Raw genomic sequence first — 19,058 nt, 5'->3', positions numbered from 1 at the left:
CGGATTGATATCGCTTCGTTACTCTTTTGTGACGGGCCCGATTGGAACTCACCATTTCGGGCCGATGAGCAAGACACAAATGAGGTAACACCCGTGGGCAAGCACCACCAGTCATCGCGCAATTCCGTTCGCAGTTCCATCTCCTCCAAGGCCGGCCGCCGCCCGCTCGGGGCGGCAGCCGTCCTCGCCATCGCCGGCACCCTCCTCGCCGGCGGGGCCACACTCGGCGTCGCCACCGCGTCCGCCGCCCCGCAGGCAGTCCAGGCTGCGGCATCCGTTCACCAGTTCGGTTCGAGTTCCACTGTGGTGCAGCCGGTTTCCGGTGTCCTCACCTCGCCCTACGGCCCGCGTGACGGCAGCCACCACAACGGCGTCGACATCGGTGCGAGCCTCGGCACCCCGATCTACTCGGCCGCCGCCGGCAAGGTGATCTCGGCCGGGCCGGCCTCCGGATTCGGGCAGTGGGTGCGCGTGCAGCACAACGACGGCACCATCACCGTGTACGGCCACGTCGACACCTACCTCGTCAGCGTCGGCCAGCGCGTCGCCGCCGGCCAGCAGATCGCGACCGTCGGCAACCGCGGCCAGTCGACGGGCCCGCACCTGCACTTCGAGGTCTGGAACCCCAGCGGCGTGCAGGTCGACCCGCAGGTCTGGCTCCGGAGCAACGGCGTCTCCCCGACCTGGTGATCACAGTGCCTGGTGATCACAGTGCCAGGTGATCGCCGTGGAAGCGTCGCCGCATCCGCCGATCGTGGGTGACGGCGACGACGGCACCGGCGAACGAGCCGAGGGCGTCCTCGAGCTCCTCGACGAGCGCCGGGGACAGGTGATTGGTCGGCTCGTCCAGTAGCAGCAGGTCGGCGCCGGAGGTTGCGAGCAGCGCCACCTCGAGGCGCCGTCGTTGCCCGTGCGACAGCTCGGCGAGCGGCCGGTGCAGGTCGTCGGGGCGGAACAGCCCGAGCGCGAGCAGCTCGGCGGCGGCCTCGTCCGGACAGCCGTTCCGCTCGGCGGCGTAGGCCGCGAGCAGGGTCACCGAGCGGGGCCACGTGCCGGCGGTCTGCCGCAGGTACCCGATCCTCGCCGGTGCCCGCACCTCGCCGTCGTCGGGGACGATCTCGCCGGCGATCACCTGGAGCAGCGTGGTCTTGCCCGCCCCGTTCGGGCCGGTCACCAGCAGGCGACCCCCGGGCCGCACCTCCAGGTCCGGGATCGCCGGCCGCGACCCCACACGCACGGCCCGCAGTCGCACCAGCGGGCCGTCGGACGTGCCGTCGGTCGCCGTCGACAGCGTGGGCGTGAACCGCAGCCGCTCCGCCGGGGGTGGGACCGCGTCCCGTGTGAGGCGGTCGATCCGCTCCTTGGCGTTGCGGATTCGCCCCATCGCGCCGTGAGCGCGTCCGCGCGCCCGAAAGGCTCCGTGACCGAACCCCGCCTTCTCCTGCTTGCGGGGAATCGCCTCGAGCCGTGACGCATTCGCCCCGACGAGGCGTTCGCTCCGGTCGAGTTCGAGGCGCCAGTCCCGGTACTCCTGCAGCCGTCGTCGGCGCTCGGCGGCCTTCGCGACCAGGTACCCGTCGTAGCCGTCGCCATAGCGTCGCACACCGCGCTCGGCGACCTCGAGGATCACCGGCGTCAGGCGCCCCAGGAAGGTGCGATCGTGGGTCACCGCCACCACGGTGCCGCGGTGCTCGAGCAGACGTTCCTCCAGCCACGCGACGGACCCGTCGTCGAGGTCGTTGGTCGGTTCGTCGAGCAGGAGCAGTTCGGCATGCGCCGCCAGGCTCGCGGCGAGTGCCAGCCGGGCCCGTTCCCCACCGGAGAGTGTGTCGAACCGGCGCGACCGGTCGAGATGCGGCAACCCGAGCGCCCGCAGGCCGGCGTCCACCCGCTCGTCGACGGTGTATCCCTCCCGGATCTCGAAAAGGCTTGTGAGTCGGGCATATTCGTCGAGCAGTGCGTCCAGCTCGTCGGCTGCGGCGCGCGACATCCGCTCCTCCGTGTCACGGATCCGCGACTCGAGCACGCGCAGGTCGTGGAGGACGTGGTCGATGGCGTGGCGGACCGTCGCCCCGTCGGGCAGGTCCAATGACTGCGCCGCGTACGCGACACCGCCGGGCGCGACGACGTGCACGTCCCCGTTGTCGGGGCGGATGCGAGCGGCGATGAGGGCCAGCAGGGTGGACTTGCCGGACCCGTTGTCGCCGACGACGCCGACCTTCTCGCCCGGGGCGATCGTCAGGTCCACCCCGTCGAGGACGATGCGGTCGCCGTAGCGCTTCGCGACGGCACGAAGGGACAGCTGTGAGGCAGGCATGGGCGTGCTCCTTACGCCCGGAAGAAATCCGGGGTGATCGGGAAAGGTGCCCTCGCGCAATCGACCCGAACGAATCGGTCGAGAGGTTGCGCGCTCAGGACCCGCCGCGGAGCATGCTCGACGCGGCGTCCCGACCTAGTGATTCAGAGTGCCCACGAAAGTCACCGTAGCACCGAGGACTTCGGTGGCCCAGTGAATATTCGGCACGGCTGTGCCCGAAGACGCCGGTGGCGGTGGTCGAACGAATCGACCACCGCCACAGGAGGTTTACGCGAAGACTCAGGCCTCGATGATGAAGGCCTCGAGCTCGGCGCGCGCCTTGTCGTCGGCCATCTGGACCGGCGGGGACTTCATCAGGTACGCCGACGCCGGCAGGATCGGGCCGCCCAGGCCGCGGTCCTTGGCGATCTTCGCGGCGCGGATGGCGTCGATGATGATGCCGGCCGAGTTCGGGGAATCCCAGACCTCGAGCTTGTACTCCAGGTTCAGCGGGGCGTCACCGAACGCGCGGCCCTCGAGGCGGACGTACGCCCACTTGCGGTCGTCGAGCCACTCCACGTAGTCCGAGGGACCGATGTGGACGTTGCGGTCGTGGACCTTGCCGGCCAGCGGGCCGTTGAGGTTGGAGGTCACGGCCTGCGTCTTGGAGACCTTCTTCGACTCCAGGCGCTCACGCTCGAGCATGTTCTTGAAGTCCATGTTGCCGCCGACGTTCAGCTGGTAGGTGCGGTCCAGCACGACGCCGCGGTCCTCGAACAGCTTCGCCATCACGCGGTGGGTGATGGTGGCGCCGACCTGCGACTTGATGTCGTCGCCGACGATCGGGACACCGGCCGCGCGGAACTTCTCGGCCCACTCCGGGTCGGAGGCGATGAAGACGGGCAGCGCGTTGACGAACGCGACACCGGCGTCGATGGCGCACTGCGCGTAGAACTTGTCGGCCTCCTCCGAGCCCACCGGCAGGTAGGACACGAGGACGTCGACCTGGGCGTCCTTCAGGGCCTTGACGACGTCGACGGGCTCGGCGTCGGAGACCTCGATGGTCTGCGCGTAGTACTTGCCGATGCCGTCGAGGGTGGGGCCACGCTGGACGGGGACGTCCAGCGGCGGGACGTCGGCGATCTTGATGGTGTTGTTCTCGCTGGCGTTGATCGCCTCGGAGAGGTCGAACCCGACCTTCTTGGCGTCGACGTCGAACGCGGCGACGAACTTCACGTCGCGGACGTGGTAGTCGCCGAACTTCACGTGCATCAGGCCGGGAACGGTGGAGTTCGCGTCCGCGTCCTTGTAGTACTGCACGCCCTGGACCAGGGACGAGGCACAGTTACCCACGCCCACAATGGCTACGCGCACCGCAGTGCTGTTCTCACCCATGGTCGGGTTCTCCTTCTTTCTTCTTGGGTGCTGCTATTGATGATTGTTCGGCGGCGATCAGCTCGTTCAGCCACCGCACTTCGCGTTCACTCGACTCGAGACCGAGCTGGTGGAGCTGGCGGGTGTAGCGGTCGAGCGACCCGGTAGCCCGCCCGATGGCGTCTCGGAGGCCTTCCCGGCGTTCCTCGACCTGACGTCGCCTGCCTTCGAGGATGCGCATCCGCGCTTCTGCGGGGGTGCGGCTGAAGAAGGCGAGGTGCACGCCGAACCCGTCGTCGGTGTAGTTCTGGGGTCCCGTGTCCGCCACCAGCTCGGAGAAACGCTGCTTGCCGACGGGGGTGAGCTGGTACACACGACGTGCCCGGCGTTTGACGGTGCCGTCCTCGCTCTCGTCCTCGGCGATCAACCCGTCCGCCTGCATGCGGCGCAGCGTCGGGTACAGCGAGCCGTAGGAGAAGGCGCGGAACGCACCGAGCAGCCCGGTCAGCCGCTTGCGCAGCTCGTATCCGTGCATGGGTGACTCGAGGAGCAGCCCGAGAATTGCCAGCTCGAGCATGATCACACCCCCTGAGTGTCCCGAACATAACCGATAGATGCGATTACCAACTATATCGCACCGATATATACGGGCCCACCGTTTCGGAAGATCGCGGGTCGGAGACCTACTGGTCGGCTCGGGAGACGCTGCGGACTTCGCCGTCGAACCCGACCGTCAGGAAACCCTCCGTGCCCGCGTCCTCGTTCCACAGGTGGATGCTCACGACCGATCCGTCGTCGCCGCGCTTCGCGTGCATGAAGATCCGGGTCGGGTCGTCGACGCGAAGCGTGCGATCGGCGCCGTGGAGCAGCCCGATCACTCGCGGCACATTCGGTCGCAACTCCGCCAGGTCGACGGGCACGCCCTCGGTGCGATTGGACGACGTCCCGTTGTCCGTGAGCTTTCCGTCCTCGTACATATACGACTGCTCGAGGCCGGGTTTGCCGGGAACTGCACACGAGAATGTCGCGTACTCGGGGTAGACGGTCAGCTGGTCGACCTGTGAATCGCCCAGCTCGCGGTGGATCTCGTCGAGCATCCGCCCGAAACCCGCCGCGGTGGTCAACTCGGACGCGCTCGAACTTGCGGCGGCGGCCGGTTCACCGTCGTCCCGGGCCGAGGTGACCACCACGATTCCGCACACCAGGACCACGGCGGCCGAGAGCGCGACAGCCCAGCGGGTGCTCGGCGTCGGTGGCGGCGTGGGCACGGCGTCCCGCAGATCCGCAGGCACCTGCAGGTCCCGCACGAGTCGATCGAGGTCTGCGAGCGTCCGCGCCGACCGGGTCGCCTCGGTCCGACTCCGGTGCTCGACCTCGGTCAGCTGGCCGTCGGAATACGCCGCATCGAGGACGTCACACACCGCGGCGCGGTCGACATCGCGGGCGCGCAACCGAAGTGCCGAGGTCCGGGGCCGCCGGCTGTTCGGGGTCGTCATCGTTCGTCGGCCCTGGAGACGTCGACGACCGTGCCGTCCAGTCGCGTGTCCATCATTCCCCGTCGCTTGTCCTTGTCCTCGAACAAGACGCTGACCAGACCCTCACCGGTCGACGAATCCGCGCGCACGAAGATGTGCTCCACCCATCCGGTCGGCACCCCGACACGATTCGCACCCGTCGCGAGCACGTCGGCGAGCCGGTCGACGTCGAGGTCCGCGAGATCGACCGTGGTGGTGTCGAGGGAACGTGACTCGGGCTCCCGCGTCGGGGAAAAGCCGCTCCGGTAGCTCCAATCCTGTTCGCGATGCGGTTGGTCCTGCAGCATCCGGGTGAAGAACACGTAGGTCGGGTAGAACGTGACCTGGTCCACCCGCAGATCGCCGTTGAACTTCACCCCGAGCTGACGCACGAAGTCGCGGACTCCGTCCGCGGAGACCGGGTCGATCGGTTCGATCACGATCGGCTGCGGCTCGCCGGGAGCGACAGGCGCCGGAACCGGATCGGCCGCGACCACCGTCTCGGGTGCCGTGTCGTGGCCTCGGGTCGTGAACACGACCGTTCCGACGACCGCCACGGCCGCGACGACCCCGGCGGCCACGACACGGCCCGGAACGCGCCTGCGTGGCGGCGGCGCGGAAGCGCGTGCGGTCTCGACGAGATGTTCGGGAATCTGCAGGTCCGAGACCAGCGCGTCGAGCTCCCCGAGCGTCTTGGCCTTCATCGCGGCGGCGGTGCGGGACTCGTATTCGGTGGGGTCGAGCTGTCCCTCGGCGTAGCCGGCGTCGAGAAGTCCGCACGTCTGGGCGCGATCGATGTCGCGCGCGCGAGCTTTGGCAGAGACGGGAGCGGACACGCCCGTGATCCTAGGAAACCGTTCGGAATGTTGTGCAACCACGTCCGAACCGACGAACTGCAGGGGTGAAGAAGAGCGGTCGTGAGGTACCTACCGGTCTGCTCTGCGGACTTCCAGGATCTCGCCGTCGAAATCCATGATCAGCGACCCGTAGGCGGCGATGTCCCGATTGGACACCAGGATCTCGACGATCGGTATGTCGTCGTCGCGCTCGATCCGCAGATAGACCGAGTCCGGGTTCGGTACTGCGACGCTCTGCTCGATCCCGCGGACCAAGCCGATCAGCTTGGGCAGGCTCGGCCGAAGTTCCGCGAGGTCGACGGGAACGGTGGGTGTGCGGGTTCCATCGTCGTCGGGACCCTTGATGCTGGGACTCCCGGAGTCGATCTTGTAGCTGTAGCCCTCGCTCCGGCCGGGCTTTCCCGGGACAGGGCGTTCGATGTGAGCGTGCTCGGGGTACACGCGCAGTTCGTCGACCTCCAGGCCGCCGAGCTTCTGCTCGATGGTGTCGAACAAGCGGGTCATCTCGGTCAATGTCAGCAGGTCCGCCGATTCTGCACGGACCGCAGCGGCGGACGGCGCATCGTCGCCCGACCGCGTCACGACGACCGCCCCGCCCACCCCGAGCACGGCCGCGGTGCTGAGAGCGGCGATCCACCGCATGTTTCGGCCTACGGTCGGCGTCATCACTTGTCCGCAATTCGGACGGAGATCTCGTCGCCCCCGAGTGTTGTGTGCACGCTGCCGGATCGCTTGTCGGGGCTGTCGACGCCGATGACCAACTCGACCTCTCCACCGGTACTGCGGACATCGACGTCGCTGATCCGCCCGGTCGAGAGCTGGACCCGATCCGGTGCCGCGGCGAGGTTGGCCGCGAGCCGGTCGAGATCGATCGCTGCGAGATCTATCGACTGGGGATCGGCGCGTGGGCTGGGCGTCATCGACGGTTTGAACCCGTTCATGAAGACGTATCGCTGGTGCAGATGCGGAGCCCCGTCGACCGCACGCGTCACATCCACACGATTGGGGTAGAAGATGGCGCGGTCGACCAGGGTGTCCCCGAACTTGGCGCGGTACCGGTCGATGAAGGCCCGGATCCCCTCGACGGTCGTCGTGTCGATCGGTTCGATCACGATCGCGTCAGGCTCGCCCGGAATCGGTGCCGACAGCGGCGCGGGTTCCTCGGCGGCGGCAACGACCCCCGGCGCGGCTTCGGTCTGCGCGGCCCCGTCGTTGCCACGTGCGACGAGGAACACCGCCCCGATTGCGATGGCGACCGCCGCGACGATCACCGGACCGCGACGCAGCCGTCGGTTTGCCGTTGCGGATCGGAGTGCGGTCTCGACGAGATGCGCCGGAATCTGCAGGTCCGAGACCAGCGACTCGAGCTCACCGAACGTCTTGGCCTTCATTGCCGCCCTGGTCCGAGCCTCGTACTCGGTCGGGTCGAGCTGTCCCTCGCCGTATCCGGCGTCGAGGAGCCCGCACGTCTGGGCACGATCGATGTCGCGCGCGCGAGTTCTGGAGGAAACCTGCTCGGACACGTTCGTGATCCTAGGAAACCGTTCGGAATGTCGAGCCGTCGCATCCGAACCGATCCAGTCGCGACCTGTCAAGACCTTGTGTCGGTCCCCACGTGCGCATACTCCCACCGCACCCCACCGGCGGCCGACGCACGTACTCTGGTCTCCGTGCGGATACAGCGGCAGGTCGTGGACTACGCGCTGCAGCGCCGGTCCCTGCTCGCCGAGGTCTACTCGGGGCGGACCGGCGTGAGCGAGGTCTGCGATGCGAGCCCGTACCTGCTGCGCGCGGCCAAGTTCCACGGCCGCCGCAGCGAGGTCATGTGCCCGATCTGCCGCAAGGAAGAATTGACCCTCGTGTCCTGGGTGTTCGGTGACAAGCTCGGCCCGGTGTCGGGCTCGGCGCGGACACCCGAGGAACTGGTTCGTCTGGCCGCCACCGAGGAGGAATTCTCGGTGCACGTGGTCGAGGTGTGCCGCACATGCAGCTGGAACCATCTGGTCCAGTCCTACGTTCTCGGTGCGGTGCCGGCGCCGAAGCGGCCGAGGAGATCCTCCTCGTCCCGTTCTCCCCGCCGACGCACCGCGAGTGAGTAGTAGGAAGCCGACAGCTGTGTCCACAGCACGACGTCACCGAGGACTGCCCGCAGTCACCCGACTACTGGAGATTCGTACGTGAGTTCCCCCAACAACCCGCAGGGCGGCCGTCCCACAGGACCACGCCGGCCCAGCGGGCCCCAGCAGAGTGGACGACCGGCCGGGCAGCAGCCCGGCCGTCCCGTGGGTGGCCCGGCTCCTCGCCGCAACCCCGGCCCGCCGCCGTCCGGCCGCCCCGGACCCGCGCAGGGTCAGGGCGGGCGTCCGCCGCAGGGCCAGGGGGGTCGCCCGCCGCAGGGTGGCCGTCCGCCGCAGGGGCAGGGTGGCCGTCCGCCGCAGGGGAATCCGGCCCAGGGAGGCGCACGTCCGGCGCAGGGTGGCGGACGCGGACCGGGTGGCCGTCCACCGGCCGGCCCGCCGCCCACCGGCCGCAAGCCCGGCGGTGGATCGGGTGGTGAGCCCCCGACGCCGCCGAAGAAGGCGAAGTCCAGCCGCTGGAAGATCATCCGCCGCACCGCGTACGCGGTCGTCGCGGTGGGCCTGATCGTGCCGATGCTGACGTTCATGGTCGCGTACGTGGCCGCGGACGTCCCGAAGCCCGGCGACATGAAGACCAACCAGGTCGCGACGATCCTCGCCTCGGACGGGACGACGGAGATCACCCGCGTCGTGCCGCCGGAGGGTAACCGGACCGAGGTCTCGATCGACCAGATCCCGGTTCACGTGCGCAACGCCGTGCTGGCGGCCGAGGATCGCCAGTTCTACTCCAACCCCGGCTTCTCGGTCAGCGGCTTCGCCCGCGCGGCGCGCGACAACATCCTGGGTCGTGAGAGCGCCGGCGGTGGTTCGACCATCACCCAGCAGTACGTCAAGAACGCGTTGGTCGGCTCCGAGCGCTCCCTCACCCGCAAGATGAAGGAGCTGGTCATCTCCTCGAAGATGGCCCGCGAGTGGTCCAAGGACGACATCCTCGCCGCGTACCTCAACACCATCTACTTCGGCCGCGGCGCCTACGGCATCGCCGCCGCTTCCGAGGCGTACTACGGCAAGCCGGTCGAGGAGTTGACCGTCGCCGAGGGCGCCATGTTGGCGGCCATCATCCAGCAGCCGTCGAACCTCGACCCGGAGAGCAACCCCACCGGCGCGCAGACGCGGTGGAACTACGTCCTCGACGGCATGGTCGACAGCGGCACGCTCAGCGCCACCGATCGCGCCGCCGCGCAGTTCCCCCGGGTCGTCCCGCTCGCCGAGGTCGACAACAGCACCGGCGGCGGCGGTCCGGAGGGCCACATCAAGCAGCAGGTCCTGCAGGAGCTGACGGCGGCCGGCATCAGCGAACAGGACCTCAACACCGAGGGCCTGCAGATCACCACGACGATCGACCCGCAGGCGCAGCAGGCCGCGCTCGACGCCGTCGAGACGTACATGGACGGCGAGCCGTCCGAGCTGCGGACCGCGGTCGTCTCGGTCGACCCGCACACCGGCGCCGTCCGCGCCTACTACGGCGGCGAGGACGGAACGGGCTACGACTTCGCGCAGGCCGGCCTGCAGACCGGCTCGTCGTTCAAGGTGTTCGGTCTGGCGGCCGCGCTGGACCAGGGCATCCCGCTGTCGCAGATGTACGACAGTGGCCCGCTCACGGTCAACGGCATCTCGATCGGCAACGTCGAGGGCGAGTCCTGCGGCACCTGCACCATCGCCGAGGCGCTCAAGCGGTCGCTCAACACGAGCTTCTACCGGCAGATGCTGTCGATGGACGACGGCCCGCAGGCCATCGCGGACATGGCCCACAAGGCTGGCATCCCCGAGGACATCCCGGGCGTGGGTCCCTCGCTCACCGAACCGGACGGCAGCGGCCCCAACAACGGCATCGTGCTGGGCCAGTACCAGTCCCGTCCGCTCGACATGGCGTCCGCGTACGCGACGCTGGCCGCGTCGGGCACGTACTACGAGCCGTACTTCGTGCAGAAGGTCGTCACCTCCGACGGCACCGTCCTGCTCGACCGCGGTACGCCGGTCGGTGAGGACCGCATCGACCCCGCCGTGGCCGACAACACCACGGCCGCGATGACTCCGATCGCCGCGTACTCGCGCGGGCACGGGCTGGCCGGGGGACGCCCGTCGGCGTCGAAGACGGGTACCGCGCAGCTCGGCGACACCGGCTCCAACAAGGACGCCTGGATGGTCGGATACACCCCGTCGCTGTCCACGGCGGTGTGGGTCGGCACCGAACAGGGTCTGCCGCTCGAGAACAGCTACGGCGGAATGATCTACGGATCGGGTCTGCCGTCGGACATCTGGAAGGCGACGATGGACGGTGCACTGAAGGGCACCGACGTCGAGAAGTTCCCGACGCCGGATCCGATCGCCGGTGTCTCGGGCGTTCCCGCGTACTCGGCGCCGGCCGCGCCGAAGACGACGTCGGCGGCCCCGCCGAGCACCACGCAGCCGACCACGACGCTCCCGCCGCTGGAGATCACCACGAGCAACGTGGAGATCCTGCCGGGTGTGACGATCCCGATCCCGGGTGTCGTACCGGGCCGAACCACCGAGCCGACGCCGACGAACACGCCCGGCTCGACCACGTCGGAAGAAGATGAGCCGCCGACCGGTCAGGGTCAGCAGGGCCAGCTGCGGTACGCCCCGCAGCCGGTGCCCGCCGGGTAGGCGTTCCCGGTAGCCTCGCGGAGTGGCCGACAACACAACGGGCAGCACAGAACCCCGCGACGGCGGCGAGGTGGTGTCACCGGCACCGCTCGCCGCCGATCGACGGTCCGCGGACTGGCGGGACGTGCCCGGTCACACGGATCCGCTGACCGCGCGGCTGACGTCCACGATCGGTGGTCCGGTCGGTCGGCACGCGCTGATCGGCCGGACCCGCTTCTTCACGCCGATGCGGGTGATCCTGCTGCTGGCCGTGGTGTTCCTCAGTCTCGGCTGGTTCAGCAAGGCGGGCTGCATCCAGCAGGGCCCCGTCGGCGCCAACGGTGCCCTCGGACTCGACTGGGGCGGCAACCGTCAGTACGTCGCGATGTGTTACTCCGACACCGTCCCGCTGTACGGGGCCGAGCATCTCGACGAGGGCGCCTTCCCGTACAAGAAGTGGTGGGAGGAGCCCAGATCCGACGGCTCGGTGCAGCGCCGCTACATGGAGTACCCGGTGCTGTCGGGGCTCTACCAGTACGGCTCGATGGTGGTCGCGAAGGCGTGGCACGCGACACCGTGGCTGCCCGGCGGCCTGCAGGTGGTCATCTACTTCAACGTGGTCGCGTTCGGTCTGGCGATCGCGTGGCTGGTGACGGTGTGGGCGAGCGCGCTGCTGGCCGGTAGACGCGTGTGGGACGCCGCCCTGGTGGCGTGTTCGCCGCTGGTGATCGTGCACGCCTTCACGAACTTCGACCCGCTCGCGACCGCGTTCGCGGCCGGCGGCCTCCTCGCATGGGCGCGGAAACGTCCGGTGCTCGCGGGCGTCCTGCTCGGCCTCGGTGGTGCCGCCAAGCTGTACCCGCTGATGCTGTTGGGCCCGCTGCTGGTGCTGTGTCTGCGGGCCGGGCGCATGCGGGCGTGGTCGCAGGCCGCGCTCGCGGCGGTCGGCGCGTGGCTGGTGGTCAATCTGCCGATCGCACTGCTGTTTCCGCGCGGCTGGGCGGAGTTCTTCCGGCTCAACTCCGAACGTGCCGCCGACCCCGACTCGATCTACAACGTGATCGCGTCGTTCACCGGCTGGGCCGGGTTCGACGGGCCCCTCGCGCCCGGCGAGGCGCCGAGCGTGCTGAACGCGGTGTCGCTGCTGCTGTTCGTCGCGGTCTGCGTCGGTATCGGGTACGTCGCGCTGACGGCCCCGCGGCGCCCGCGGGTGGCGCAGCTGTGCTTCCTGCTGGTCGCCGGATTCCTGCTCACCAACAAGGTGTGGAGCCCGCAGTACTCGCTGTGGCTGGTCCCGCTCGCCGTCCTCGCCCTCCCCCATCGCCGGATCCTGTTGGCGTGGATGACGATCGACGCCCTCGTCTGGGTGCCACGGATGATGTACTACCTCGGCGTCGCCAACAAGGGCCTGCCCGAGGAGTGGTTCACCGGCACCGTCCTGATCCGGGACCTCGCCGTCGTCGCGCTGTGCGTGCTGGTCCTGCGGCAGATCTACCGGCCGTCGGAGGACCTGGTGCGTTTCGGCTTCATCGACGATCCCGTCGGCGGCGTCCTCGACCAGGCCGAGGACGCGCCGCCACGGTGGTTGCCGGCCTGGCTGCGACCGAAGATCCCCGAACCGGCGTCAGCCGATGCGGCCCACGAGGAGTCCCGCGTCGGACCGTGACGGGTGTGCTGCCGTGACGCGTGCGTCGACGGCGCGGCGCGGCGGCACCCGCAGCAGCAGGACGAAGAACGTCACCAGGAGCACGGCCTGGCTCCACACGCCGAGATTGACGACGAATTCGGCTGCGATGGAATCGGATCGGACGCGCGCGTCGAACCAGCGGAACACGCCGATGCCCAGCGCCAGGTCGGCGGCGAGGTAGGCGCCGACGAGCGGCCAGGGCACGCGCAGCAGGACGAGGAACGGGATCAGCCACAGCGTGTACTGCGGCGAATGCACCTTGTGCAGCAGGATGAACGCGCACAGCATCGCACCGCTGACACCGATCCACGGGTAGACGCCCTCGCGTTCGAATCGCCTCCAGCCCAGCCACAGTGCCAGACCGAGGGCCGCGATCAGCAGCATCGGCGAGACGATGCCGACGACGTGGTGGTAGGCGTCCGACCCCCGTAGCCCGCCGCCCATCAGCGGTCGCAGACCCCAGTACCAGATGCTGTTGCTGGTGAGATCGGCCTGCCGCTGCAGCTGGAACGTGAACGACGCGCGCCACCCGTCGTAGTGGGCGAGCGCGAACGGCAGGTTGATCGCCACCACTGTCCCGGCGGCGGCCGCGATCACCGTGGCCGCGCCCCGAACGTCGAGGCGGCCACGCGGGCGGCCGGCGGTGAGGACGTACAGCGCGAGCGGCAGCACGAACAGGCCGGGATAGAGCTTGAGGCAGAACCCGACACCGAGCAGGACGGCGGCCAGCGTCCCGCGGGTGCGCAGTGACCACCGCTCCGACGCCATCACCGCGATCGCACCCACCGACGTCGCGACGACGGGCAGCTCCCAGTTGTGGAAGCCGTACATCACCAGCGGCGGGGCGGCCGCCCACAGCAGTGCGGCGCGGCCCGCGAGCCGGCCCAGCAGCCACGCGGTGAGCAGCCCGAACGGCGCCAGCAGCACCGCCGAGTGCAGCAGGAACGCGGCGTCGGTGTGCGCGCCGAGCCCGCCGATCCACATCAGGACACCGCTCAACACCGGGTACTCGACGGTGCCGGGGACCAGCCGGCCGTCGCCGGTGATGCCGCCGGTGTAGGGGAACAGGTGCTGGTCGATGCCGCGGTCGAGCCACAGGAACTGGATGTCGGAGTAGCAGACGTCACGGTCCCGGATCCGGTCGAAGATCAGGCTGCGCCCGTCGGGGCCGAACGGCGGACCGGCGCAGCGGGCCTTGTCCAGGTACGCGAACACGAGCGCGAGCAGGCAGGCGGTCAGGATCGTGACCATGGTTCCGGCTCGGGAGCCCGCCTCCGCCCGCATGCATTCCAGCGTAAGGCGATCCGGGGCCCATGGCGGATCGGCGACCAGCGGGGGTGGGCCTACAGATCAATTTCCCAGGTCACAGGCGGCTCGTGTACCCTGCAAAGGTTGCTGACGCAACGACCCTCCTGCCACGGACAGTCCGTGGCCGTTTCACAGTCCATAGGAGGTGATGAGGTCTTATGCGTCATTACGAACTGATGGTCATTCTCGACCCCAGCCTGGACGAGCGCACCGTCGCCCCGTCGCTGGATACGTTCCTCAATGTCGTCCGTAAGGACGGCGGAAGTGTCGACAAGGTCGATGTGTGGGGCAAGCGTCGTCTCGCGTACGAGATCGCCAAGAACGGCGAAGGCATCTACGCGGTCATCGACATCTCTGCCGAGCCGGCCACCGTCAAGGAGCTCGACCGTCAGCTGGGTCTGAACGAGTCGGTGCTTCGCACGAAGGTCCTGCGCCACGGCAAGTGATTCCCGTGTGATTCGGGCCCGGGCGTTGGTCGGTACCAGCACCTAGGCTCTGGAACAACAGGAACTGCACACACAGCAGGAGGAACCACATGGCAGGCGACACCGTCATCACCGTCATCGGAAACCTGACGGCTGATCCCGAGCTTCGTTTCACCCCCGCGGGTGCAGCGGTCGCGAACTTCACCGTCGCGTCCACGCCCCGCACCTTCGACCGTCAGTCCAACGAATGGAAGGACGGCGAGGCCCTGTTCTTGCGCTGCAACATCTGGCGCGAGGCAGCGGAGAACGTGGCGGAGAGCTTGACCCGCGGCTCGCGAGTGATCGTGAGCGGCCGGCTCAAGCAGCGCTCCTACGAAACTCGTGAAGGTGAGAAGCGCACTGTCGTCGAGCTCGAGGTCGACGAGATCGGCCCCTCGCTCCGTTACGCCACGGCCAAGATCAACAAGGTCAGCCGCGGTGGTGGCGGGGGCGGCTTCGGTGGCTCCTCCGGCGGATCCGGCGGCGGACGTCCGGCGTCCGGCAACTACAGCCAGGGCGGAGACGATCCGTGGGGCAGCGCGCCGCAGGCGGGCTCCTTCGGAGGCTCCCAGGGCTCGGACGACGAACCGCCGTTCTGATCCGTACCGAATCGACAGCATCCAGAAAACGGAGATAGACATGCCGAAGCCGCCGCTGCGCGACAAGGTTATGAAGAAGAAGGTCTGCACGTTCTGCAAGGAAAAGAACACGCAGATCGATTACAAGGACACGACGCTGCTGCGTAAGTACGTCAGCGACCGCGGCAAGATCCGCGCCCGCCGTGTCACCGGCAACTGCGTCCAGCACCAGCGGGACATCGCGGTTGCCGTGAAGAACTCGCGTGAGGTTGCTCTGCTGCCTTACGTCTCGACGGCTCGCTAAGGAAAGGGAGGGACGACATGAAGCTGATTCTCACTGCTGACGTGGACAACCTCGGTGCGCCCGGCGACACCGTTGAGGTCAAGGACGGCTACGGCCGTAACTACCTGCTCCCCCGCGGCCTGGCCATCGTTGCCACCCGTGGCGCTCAGAAGCAGGTCGAGGGCATCCGTCGTGCGCAGGAAGCGCGCGCGGTCCGTGGTCTCGACCACGCCAAGGAGCTCAAGGCTGCCATCGAGGGTCTCGAGGGTGTGTCGCTGTCGGTGAAGACCGCCGGCGACTCGGGCAAGCTGTTCGGTTCCGTCACCGCGGCCGACGTTGCAGGCGCCATCAAGGCTGCCGGCGGCCCGGTCGTCGACAAGCGCAACCTGGAGCTGCCGAAGGCCCACATCAAGGCCACCGGCAAGCACCTCATCGTGGTGAACCTGCACCCCGAGGTTGCCGCCAAGTTCCACCTGAACGTCGTCGCCGCCTAGTCGACGCGTTCGATCGAACGGTCCCGTGGACGTCATGTCCGCGGGGCCGTTCGTCTTGCTGGGGACGGGCTGTGGATAGATCCGCTACTCGGTGCCGATTCTGTGACCTGGGGCATACTCCGGTTGGGTGGGTGTTTACCCAACACGCCCGGGTTGTCAACCGGACCGACACGCCGAACGATCTTTCATCCACAGGGGTGTGAAACAAAAAACAGTCGTCTACCTGGGGATTCTTCGGTGTGATGTTCGTCTGTCCCCAGGTTATCCCCAGTTTTCCCCAGGCGGTTAACATGCTGACCTGGCGCGTCCCCATTTTGTCCACAGCTGTGTGCACAGGGCGGTTTGGTATGGCGCCCGTCGGGTCCCTAACGTCCCCTGGCAGTCACGAAAAACGTGTCTCTCGAGGCGCCCGCGAGGCGGAGCCGAATTGTCGGGGGATGCGGGTACAAAGAGTGTGAAAGACGGCGACAGACGCCGTGCGAACCGGCGATCGGGAGCATCGCGCGAGTCGGCGTCTGGCCTCGTCGCGTGGAAGGGTGGTCGCGTTGGCGGTTGTAGATGATCGTGGTCATTCCGAGTACCCGGGACCCCCGGAGGAGCCGAGCGAGGAGTTCGGTCGGCAGCCCCCGCACGACATGGTCGCGGAGCAGTCCGTGCTCGGCGGCATGCTCCTGAGCAAGGACGCGATCGCCGACGTCCTCGAGGTGTTGCGGCCCGGCGACTTCTACCGCCCCGCCCATCAGTCGGTGTACGACGCGATTCTCGACCTCTACAGCCGCGGTGAGCCCGCCGACCCGGTGACGGTGTCCGCAGAACTCGACCGTCGCGGCGAGCTGCGCCGCATCGGCGGCGCCCCCTATCTCGTCACCCTGACCCAGACGGTGCCCACCGCCGCGAACGCCGCCTACTACGCGGAGATCGTGGCCGAGAAGTCGATCCTGCGTCGTCTCGTCGACGCGGGCACCCGCATCGTCCAGTACGGCTACGCGGGCTCCGACGGCCAGGACGTCGCCGAGGTGGTCGACCGCGCGCAGGCCGAGATCTTCGAGGTCACCGAGCGCCGCACCACCGAGGACTTCATGCCGCTCGAGGAGCTGCTGCAGCCGACGATGGACGAGATCGACTCCATCGCCAGCCGCGGCGGTATCTCCCTCGGCGTGCCCACCGGGTTCAGCGAACTCGACGAGATCACCAACGGCATGCACGCCGGTCAGATGATCATCGTCGCGGCGCGGCCGGGCGTGGGCAAGGCGCTCGCGCTCGACACTCCGCTGCCGACGCCGTCCGGCTGGACCACGATGGGCGAGGTCGCCGTCGGCGATCAGCTGATCGACGCCCATGGACGGCCCACGACGGTCGTCGCGGCCACCGAGGTCATGACCGGCCGCCCCTGCTACGAGGTGGAGTTCTCGGATGGCACTGTCCTCGTCGCCGATGAACAGCACCAGTGGCTGACGGAGACGCGGGCGTCGCGCCGGTCGGCCCAGCAGGCGGCCAGCAGCTACAACCGCCACAAGAATCAGCGCACTTTTGCTGCGGTGCGGACGACGGGCGAGATCGCTGCGACGGTGCGGTGCGAGACGGCGGACCGGCGCATCAACCACTCGGTGAGGAACACCGAGCCGTTGCAGCTGCCGACGCAGAATCTGCTCCTCCCGCCGTACACGCTGGGCGCCTGGCTGGGCGACGGCACCTCCGACGCGTCGCAGTTCACGACCGCGGACCCCGAGATCATCATGCTGATCGAGGCCGAGGGACTGGTCGCTGTTCCGTCGGAGACCGCCCGGATGCGGTACAGCCTCAAGCTTGCGCCTGAGGATCCGATCGAGGCGCGGGATTGCGTCGTGTGCGGCAAGAGCTTCGTCCCCTTCACCAGCGAGGTGCGGACGTGCGGTCAATCCTGTGGCGGTAAGGCTCGGTTCGTGTCCGAGCCGGTTCCTGCTCCCGCGTGCCCGGTCTGTGGTGGCAAATCGATCGGCCTGCGGATGTGCCAGACCTGCCGGAACACTGTCGGCAGTGTCCGTTCGCGTCTGCGGACCCTCAGTGTGCTGGGCGACAAGCACATTCCGATGCAGTACCTGCGTGCGTCCGAATCTCAGCGCCGAGCGCTGCTGGCAGGCCTGCTCGACACCGACGGCACGGTGACGCACGGCGGCTCGGTTCAGTTCACAGGGACCAACCAACGCCTCGTCCGTGACGTGGCGGAACTCGTCGTGAGCCTCGGCTACCGCGTGCAGATGAGCACCAAGAGGGTGCGCGGGCGTTCGGAGGCGACGTCCACCGCGTACACGCTCACCTTCGGTGCCGACGACGACGTGTTCGGGCTTCCCCGAAAGGCGCTGCTGCACAAGGAGCGCCGCGCGTCTCGTGGAACGAGTCGTATCGGTTCGCGGTACATCGTGGACGTCCGCAAGATCGAGAGCGTGCCGGTGCGGTGTGTGGAGGTCGACAATGCCGACCACCTGTACCTGGCCGGGCGGTCGATGGTGCCGACGCACAACTCCACCATCGGAATGGATTTCATGCGTTCGTGCTCCATCAAGCACGGCATGGCGAGCGTCATCTTCTCGCTGGAAATGAGCAAGACCGAGATCGTGATGCGTCTGCTGTCGGCGGAGGCGAAGATCAAGCTCTCGGACATGCGCTCGGGCAAGATGTCCGACGACGACTGGACCCGTCTGGCGCGGCGGATGAGCGAGATCAGCGAGGCCCCGCTGTTCATCGACGACTCCCCCAACCTGACCATGATGGAGATCCGCGCGAAGGCCCGCCGGCTCAAGCAGAAGCACAACATCCGGCTGATCGTCATCGACTACCTGCAGCTGATGTCGTCGGGCAAGAAGGTCGAGTCCCGTCAGCAGGAAGTCTCGGAGTTCTCCCGTAGCCTCAAGCTGCTGGCGAAGGAACTCGAGGTTCCGGTGATCGCGATCTGTCAGCTAAACCGTGGCCCCGAGCAGCGAACGGACAAGCGCCCCCAGGTTTCCGACCTCCGCGAGTCCGGTTCGCTCGAGCAGGACGCCGACATGGTCATGCTGCTGCACCGCCCCGACGCCTTCGAGCGGGACGATCCGCGCGGCGGCGAGGCCGACATCATCCTCGGCAAGCACCGCGGCGGTCCGACGGCCACCATCACCGTGGCCCACCAGCTGCACTACTCGCGGTTCGTGGACATGGCGCGGGGGTAAGCCCTGCTGCTGCGGGCTGTAGGTTCCGGATCTAGATGGCCTTTTCCGGGTCTGTATGTCCCGCACTTGTCATGATGTTCATCGACGGTGGGATTTTTGCGTGGCGGACCCCGCATCGCGCCAACCCGTCGACGAGTGGCGTCCTACTGCGACGTGCTTTCCATCAGATCGAGATTCGCGCCGTGGTCATTGCCGACCTCGACCAGTAGAGCCGGTGCCCAGAACCAGAGGTCTCGCGACGCGGAGTGGGCCAACGGTCTCGCTTCGGTGCAT

Annotated in this window: 17 protein-coding genes; 9 read left to right on the top strand and 8 right to left on the bottom strand. The window is 68.2% G+C overall.

Annotated features, from left to right (window positions below; all coding sequences use genetic code 11):
- Positions 1–93: 93 nt before the first annotated feature.
- Positions 94–690: a M23 family metallopeptidase gene (locus tag ABTV10_RS24630; protein WP_499031416.1), complete on the top strand. Its 597-nt coding sequence runs from the start codon at positions 94–96 to the stop codon at positions 688–690.
- A 16-nt stretch (positions 691–706) separates the two neighbouring features.
- On the opposite strand, the gene abc-f is transcribed toward ABTV10_RS24630, so the two are convergent.
- The 7 genes from abc-f to ABTV10_RS24595 all read right to left on the bottom strand — a co-directional run bounded on the left by abc-f (position 707) and on the right by ABTV10_RS24595 (position 7,564).
- Positions 707–2,317, bottom strand: a complete 1,611-nt coding sequence (abc-f, locus tag ABTV10_RS24625; RefSeq protein WP_499031413.1) for a ribosomal protection-like ABC-F family protein — start codon at positions 2,315–2,317, stop codon at positions 707–709.
- Between the two features lie 279 nt (positions 2,318–2,596).
- The gene (locus tag ABTV10_RS24620; RefSeq protein WP_499031410.1) at positions 2,597–3,691 is read right to left on the bottom strand and encodes an inositol-3-phosphate synthase; all 1,095 of its coding nucleotides are present in this window, start codon (positions 3,689–3,691) and stop codon (positions 2,597–2,599) included.
- Complete coding sequence (locus ABTV10_RS24615) at positions 3,684–4,247, bottom strand: PadR family transcriptional regulator (RefSeq protein WP_433613761.1); 564 nt, start codon at positions 4,245–4,247, stop codon at positions 3,684–3,686. The genes ABTV10_RS24620 and ABTV10_RS24615 overlap by 8 nt, the downstream gene beginning before the upstream one ends.
- 106 nt (positions 4,248–4,353) lie before the next feature.
- Positions 4,354–5,166, bottom strand: coding sequence for a DUF1707 SHOCT-like domain-containing protein (locus ABTV10_RS24610; protein ID WP_499031407.1), 813 nt, complete (start codon positions 5,164–5,166; stop codon positions 4,354–4,356).
- Positions 5,163–6,020, bottom strand: coding sequence for a DUF1707 SHOCT-like domain-containing protein (locus tag ABTV10_RS24605; RefSeq protein WP_499031404.1), 858 nt, complete (start codon positions 6,018–6,020; stop codon positions 5,163–5,165). Before ABTV10_RS24605 ends, ABTV10_RS24610 begins: the two co-directional genes overlap by 4 nt.
- 90 nt (positions 6,021–6,110) lie before the next feature.
- Positions 6,111–6,707, bottom strand: coding sequence for a hypothetical protein (locus tag ABTV10_RS24600; protein ID WP_499031401.1), 597 nt, complete (start codon positions 6,705–6,707; stop codon positions 6,111–6,113).
- The gene (locus ABTV10_RS24595) at positions 6,707–7,564 is read right to left on the bottom strand and encodes a DUF1707 SHOCT-like domain-containing protein (RefSeq protein ID WP_499031398.1); all 858 of its coding nucleotides are present in this window, start codon (positions 7,562–7,564) and stop codon (positions 6,707–6,709) included. The genes ABTV10_RS24600 and ABTV10_RS24595 overlap by 1 nt, the downstream gene beginning before the upstream one ends.
- A gap of 147 nt (positions 7,565–7,711) precedes the next feature.
- On the opposite strand from ABTV10_RS24595, the gene ABTV10_RS24590 reads away from it, so the two are divergent.
- The 3 genes from ABTV10_RS24590 (at position 7,712) to ABTV10_RS24580 (ending at position 12,452) form a co-directional block, all read left to right on the top strand.
- A complete protein-coding gene (locus ABTV10_RS24590; protein ID WP_433608482.1) occupies positions 7,712–8,140 on the top strand; it encodes a DUF5318 domain-containing protein in 429 nt (142 codons plus the stop codon).
- 78 nt (positions 8,141–8,218) lie between these two features.
- Entirely contained in the window at positions 8,219–10,807 is a 2,589-nt protein-coding gene (locus ABTV10_RS24585; RefSeq protein WP_499031394.1) for a transglycosylase domain-containing protein, read from the top strand.
- Positions 10,808–10,829: 22 nt separating this feature from the next.
- Positions 10,830–12,452: a glycosyltransferase family 87 protein gene (locus ABTV10_RS24580; protein WP_499031391.1), complete on the top strand. Its 1,623-nt coding sequence runs from the start codon at positions 10,830–10,832 to the stop codon at positions 12,450–12,452.
- Here ABTV10_RS24580 and ABTV10_RS24575 read toward each other — a convergent pair.
- Positions 12,411–13,757 carry a glycosyltransferase 87 family protein gene (locus ABTV10_RS24575; protein WP_499031388.1) on the bottom strand — a complete coding sequence of 449 codons (1,347 nt, stop codon included), beginning with the start codon at positions 13,755–13,757 and terminating at the stop codon, positions 12,411–12,413. The genes ABTV10_RS24580 and ABTV10_RS24575 overlap by 42 nt on opposite strands.
- Positions 13,758–13,939: 182 nt before the next feature.
- Here ABTV10_RS24575 and rpsF point away from each other — a divergent pair, with 182 nt between their 5' ends.
- The 5 genes from rpsF to dnaB all read left to right on the top strand — a co-directional run bounded on the left by rpsF (position 13,940) and on the right by dnaB (position 18,785).
- Positions 13,940–14,227, top strand: a complete 288-nt coding sequence (gene rpsF, locus ABTV10_RS24570) for a 30S ribosomal protein S6 (protein ID WP_433608474.1) — start codon at positions 13,940–13,942, stop codon at positions 14,225–14,227.
- A gap of 89 nt (positions 14,228–14,316) precedes the next feature.
- The gene (locus ABTV10_RS24565) at positions 14,317–14,844 is read left to right on the top strand and encodes a single-stranded DNA-binding protein (protein ID WP_499031385.1); all 528 of its coding nucleotides are present in this window, start codon (positions 14,317–14,319) and stop codon (positions 14,842–14,844) included.
- Positions 14,845–14,884: 40 nt separating this feature from the next.
- Entirely contained in the window at positions 14,885–15,127 is a 243-nt protein-coding gene (gene rpsR / locus ABTV10_RS24560; RefSeq protein ID WP_127917760.1) for a 30S ribosomal protein S18, read from the top strand.
- A 17-nt stretch (positions 15,128–15,144) separates the two neighbouring features.
- Positions 15,145–15,600, top strand: a complete 456-nt coding sequence (rplI, locus tag ABTV10_RS24555; protein ID WP_280763022.1) for a 50S ribosomal protein L9 — start codon at positions 15,145–15,147, stop codon at positions 15,598–15,600.
- A 545-nt stretch (positions 15,601–16,145) separates the two neighbouring features.
- Entirely contained in the window at positions 16,146–18,785 is a 2,640-nt protein-coding gene (gene dnaB, locus ABTV10_RS24550; protein WP_499031382.1) for a replicative DNA helicase, read from the top strand.
- Positions 18,786–19,058 lie beyond the last annotated feature (273 nt).

This window comes from Paraburkholderia sp. RHO2, assembly GCF_050955445.1.
Classification (GTDB): Bacteria; Actinomycetota; Actinomycetes; order Mycobacteriales; family Mycobacteriaceae; genus Prescottella; species Prescottella agglutinans_A.
The sequence above is the reverse complement of the archived record's forward strand: the minus strand, read 5'-3'. Positions and strand labels throughout refer to the sequence as shown.

Excerpts from the sequence above, each read along its gene's own strand:
- abc-f (WP_499031413.1), bottom strand. The coding sequence starts at position 2,317 with ATGCCTGCCTCACAGCTGTCCCTTCGTGCCGTCGCGAAGCGCTACGGC.
- ABTV10_RS24620 (WP_499031410.1), bottom strand. The coding sequence starts at position 3,691 with ATGGGTGAGAACAGCACTGCGGTGCGCGTAGCCATTGTGGGCGTGGGT.
- ABTV10_RS24615 (WP_433613761.1), bottom strand. The coding sequence starts at position 4,247 with ATGCTCGAGCTGGCAATTCTCGGGCTGCTCCTCGAGTCACCCATGCAC.
- ABTV10_RS24610 (WP_499031407.1), bottom strand. The coding sequence starts at position 5,166 with ATGACGACCCCGAACAGCCGGCGGCCCCGGACCTCGGCACTTCGGTTG.
- ABTV10_RS24600 (WP_499031401.1), bottom strand. The coding sequence starts at position 6,707 with ATGACGCCGACCGTAGGCCGAAACATGCGGTGGATCGCCGCTCTCAGC.
- ABTV10_RS24575 (WP_499031388.1), bottom strand. The coding sequence starts at position 13,757 with ATGCGGGCGGAGGCGGGCTCCCGAGCCGGAACCATGGTCACGATCCTG.
- rpsF (WP_433608474.1), top strand. The coding sequence starts at position 13,940 with ATGCGTCATTACGAACTGATGGTCATTCTCGACCCCAGCCTGGACGAG.
- ABTV10_RS24565 (WP_499031385.1), top strand. The coding sequence starts at position 14,317 with ATGGCAGGCGACACCGTCATCACCGTCATCGGAAACCTGACGGCTGAT.
- rpsR (WP_127917760.1), top strand. The coding sequence starts at position 14,885 with ATGCCGAAGCCGCCGCTGCGCGACAAGGTTATGAAGAAGAAGGTCTGC.
- rplI (WP_280763022.1), top strand. The coding sequence starts at position 15,145 with ATGAAGCTGATTCTCACTGCTGACGTGGACAACCTCGGTGCGCCCGGC.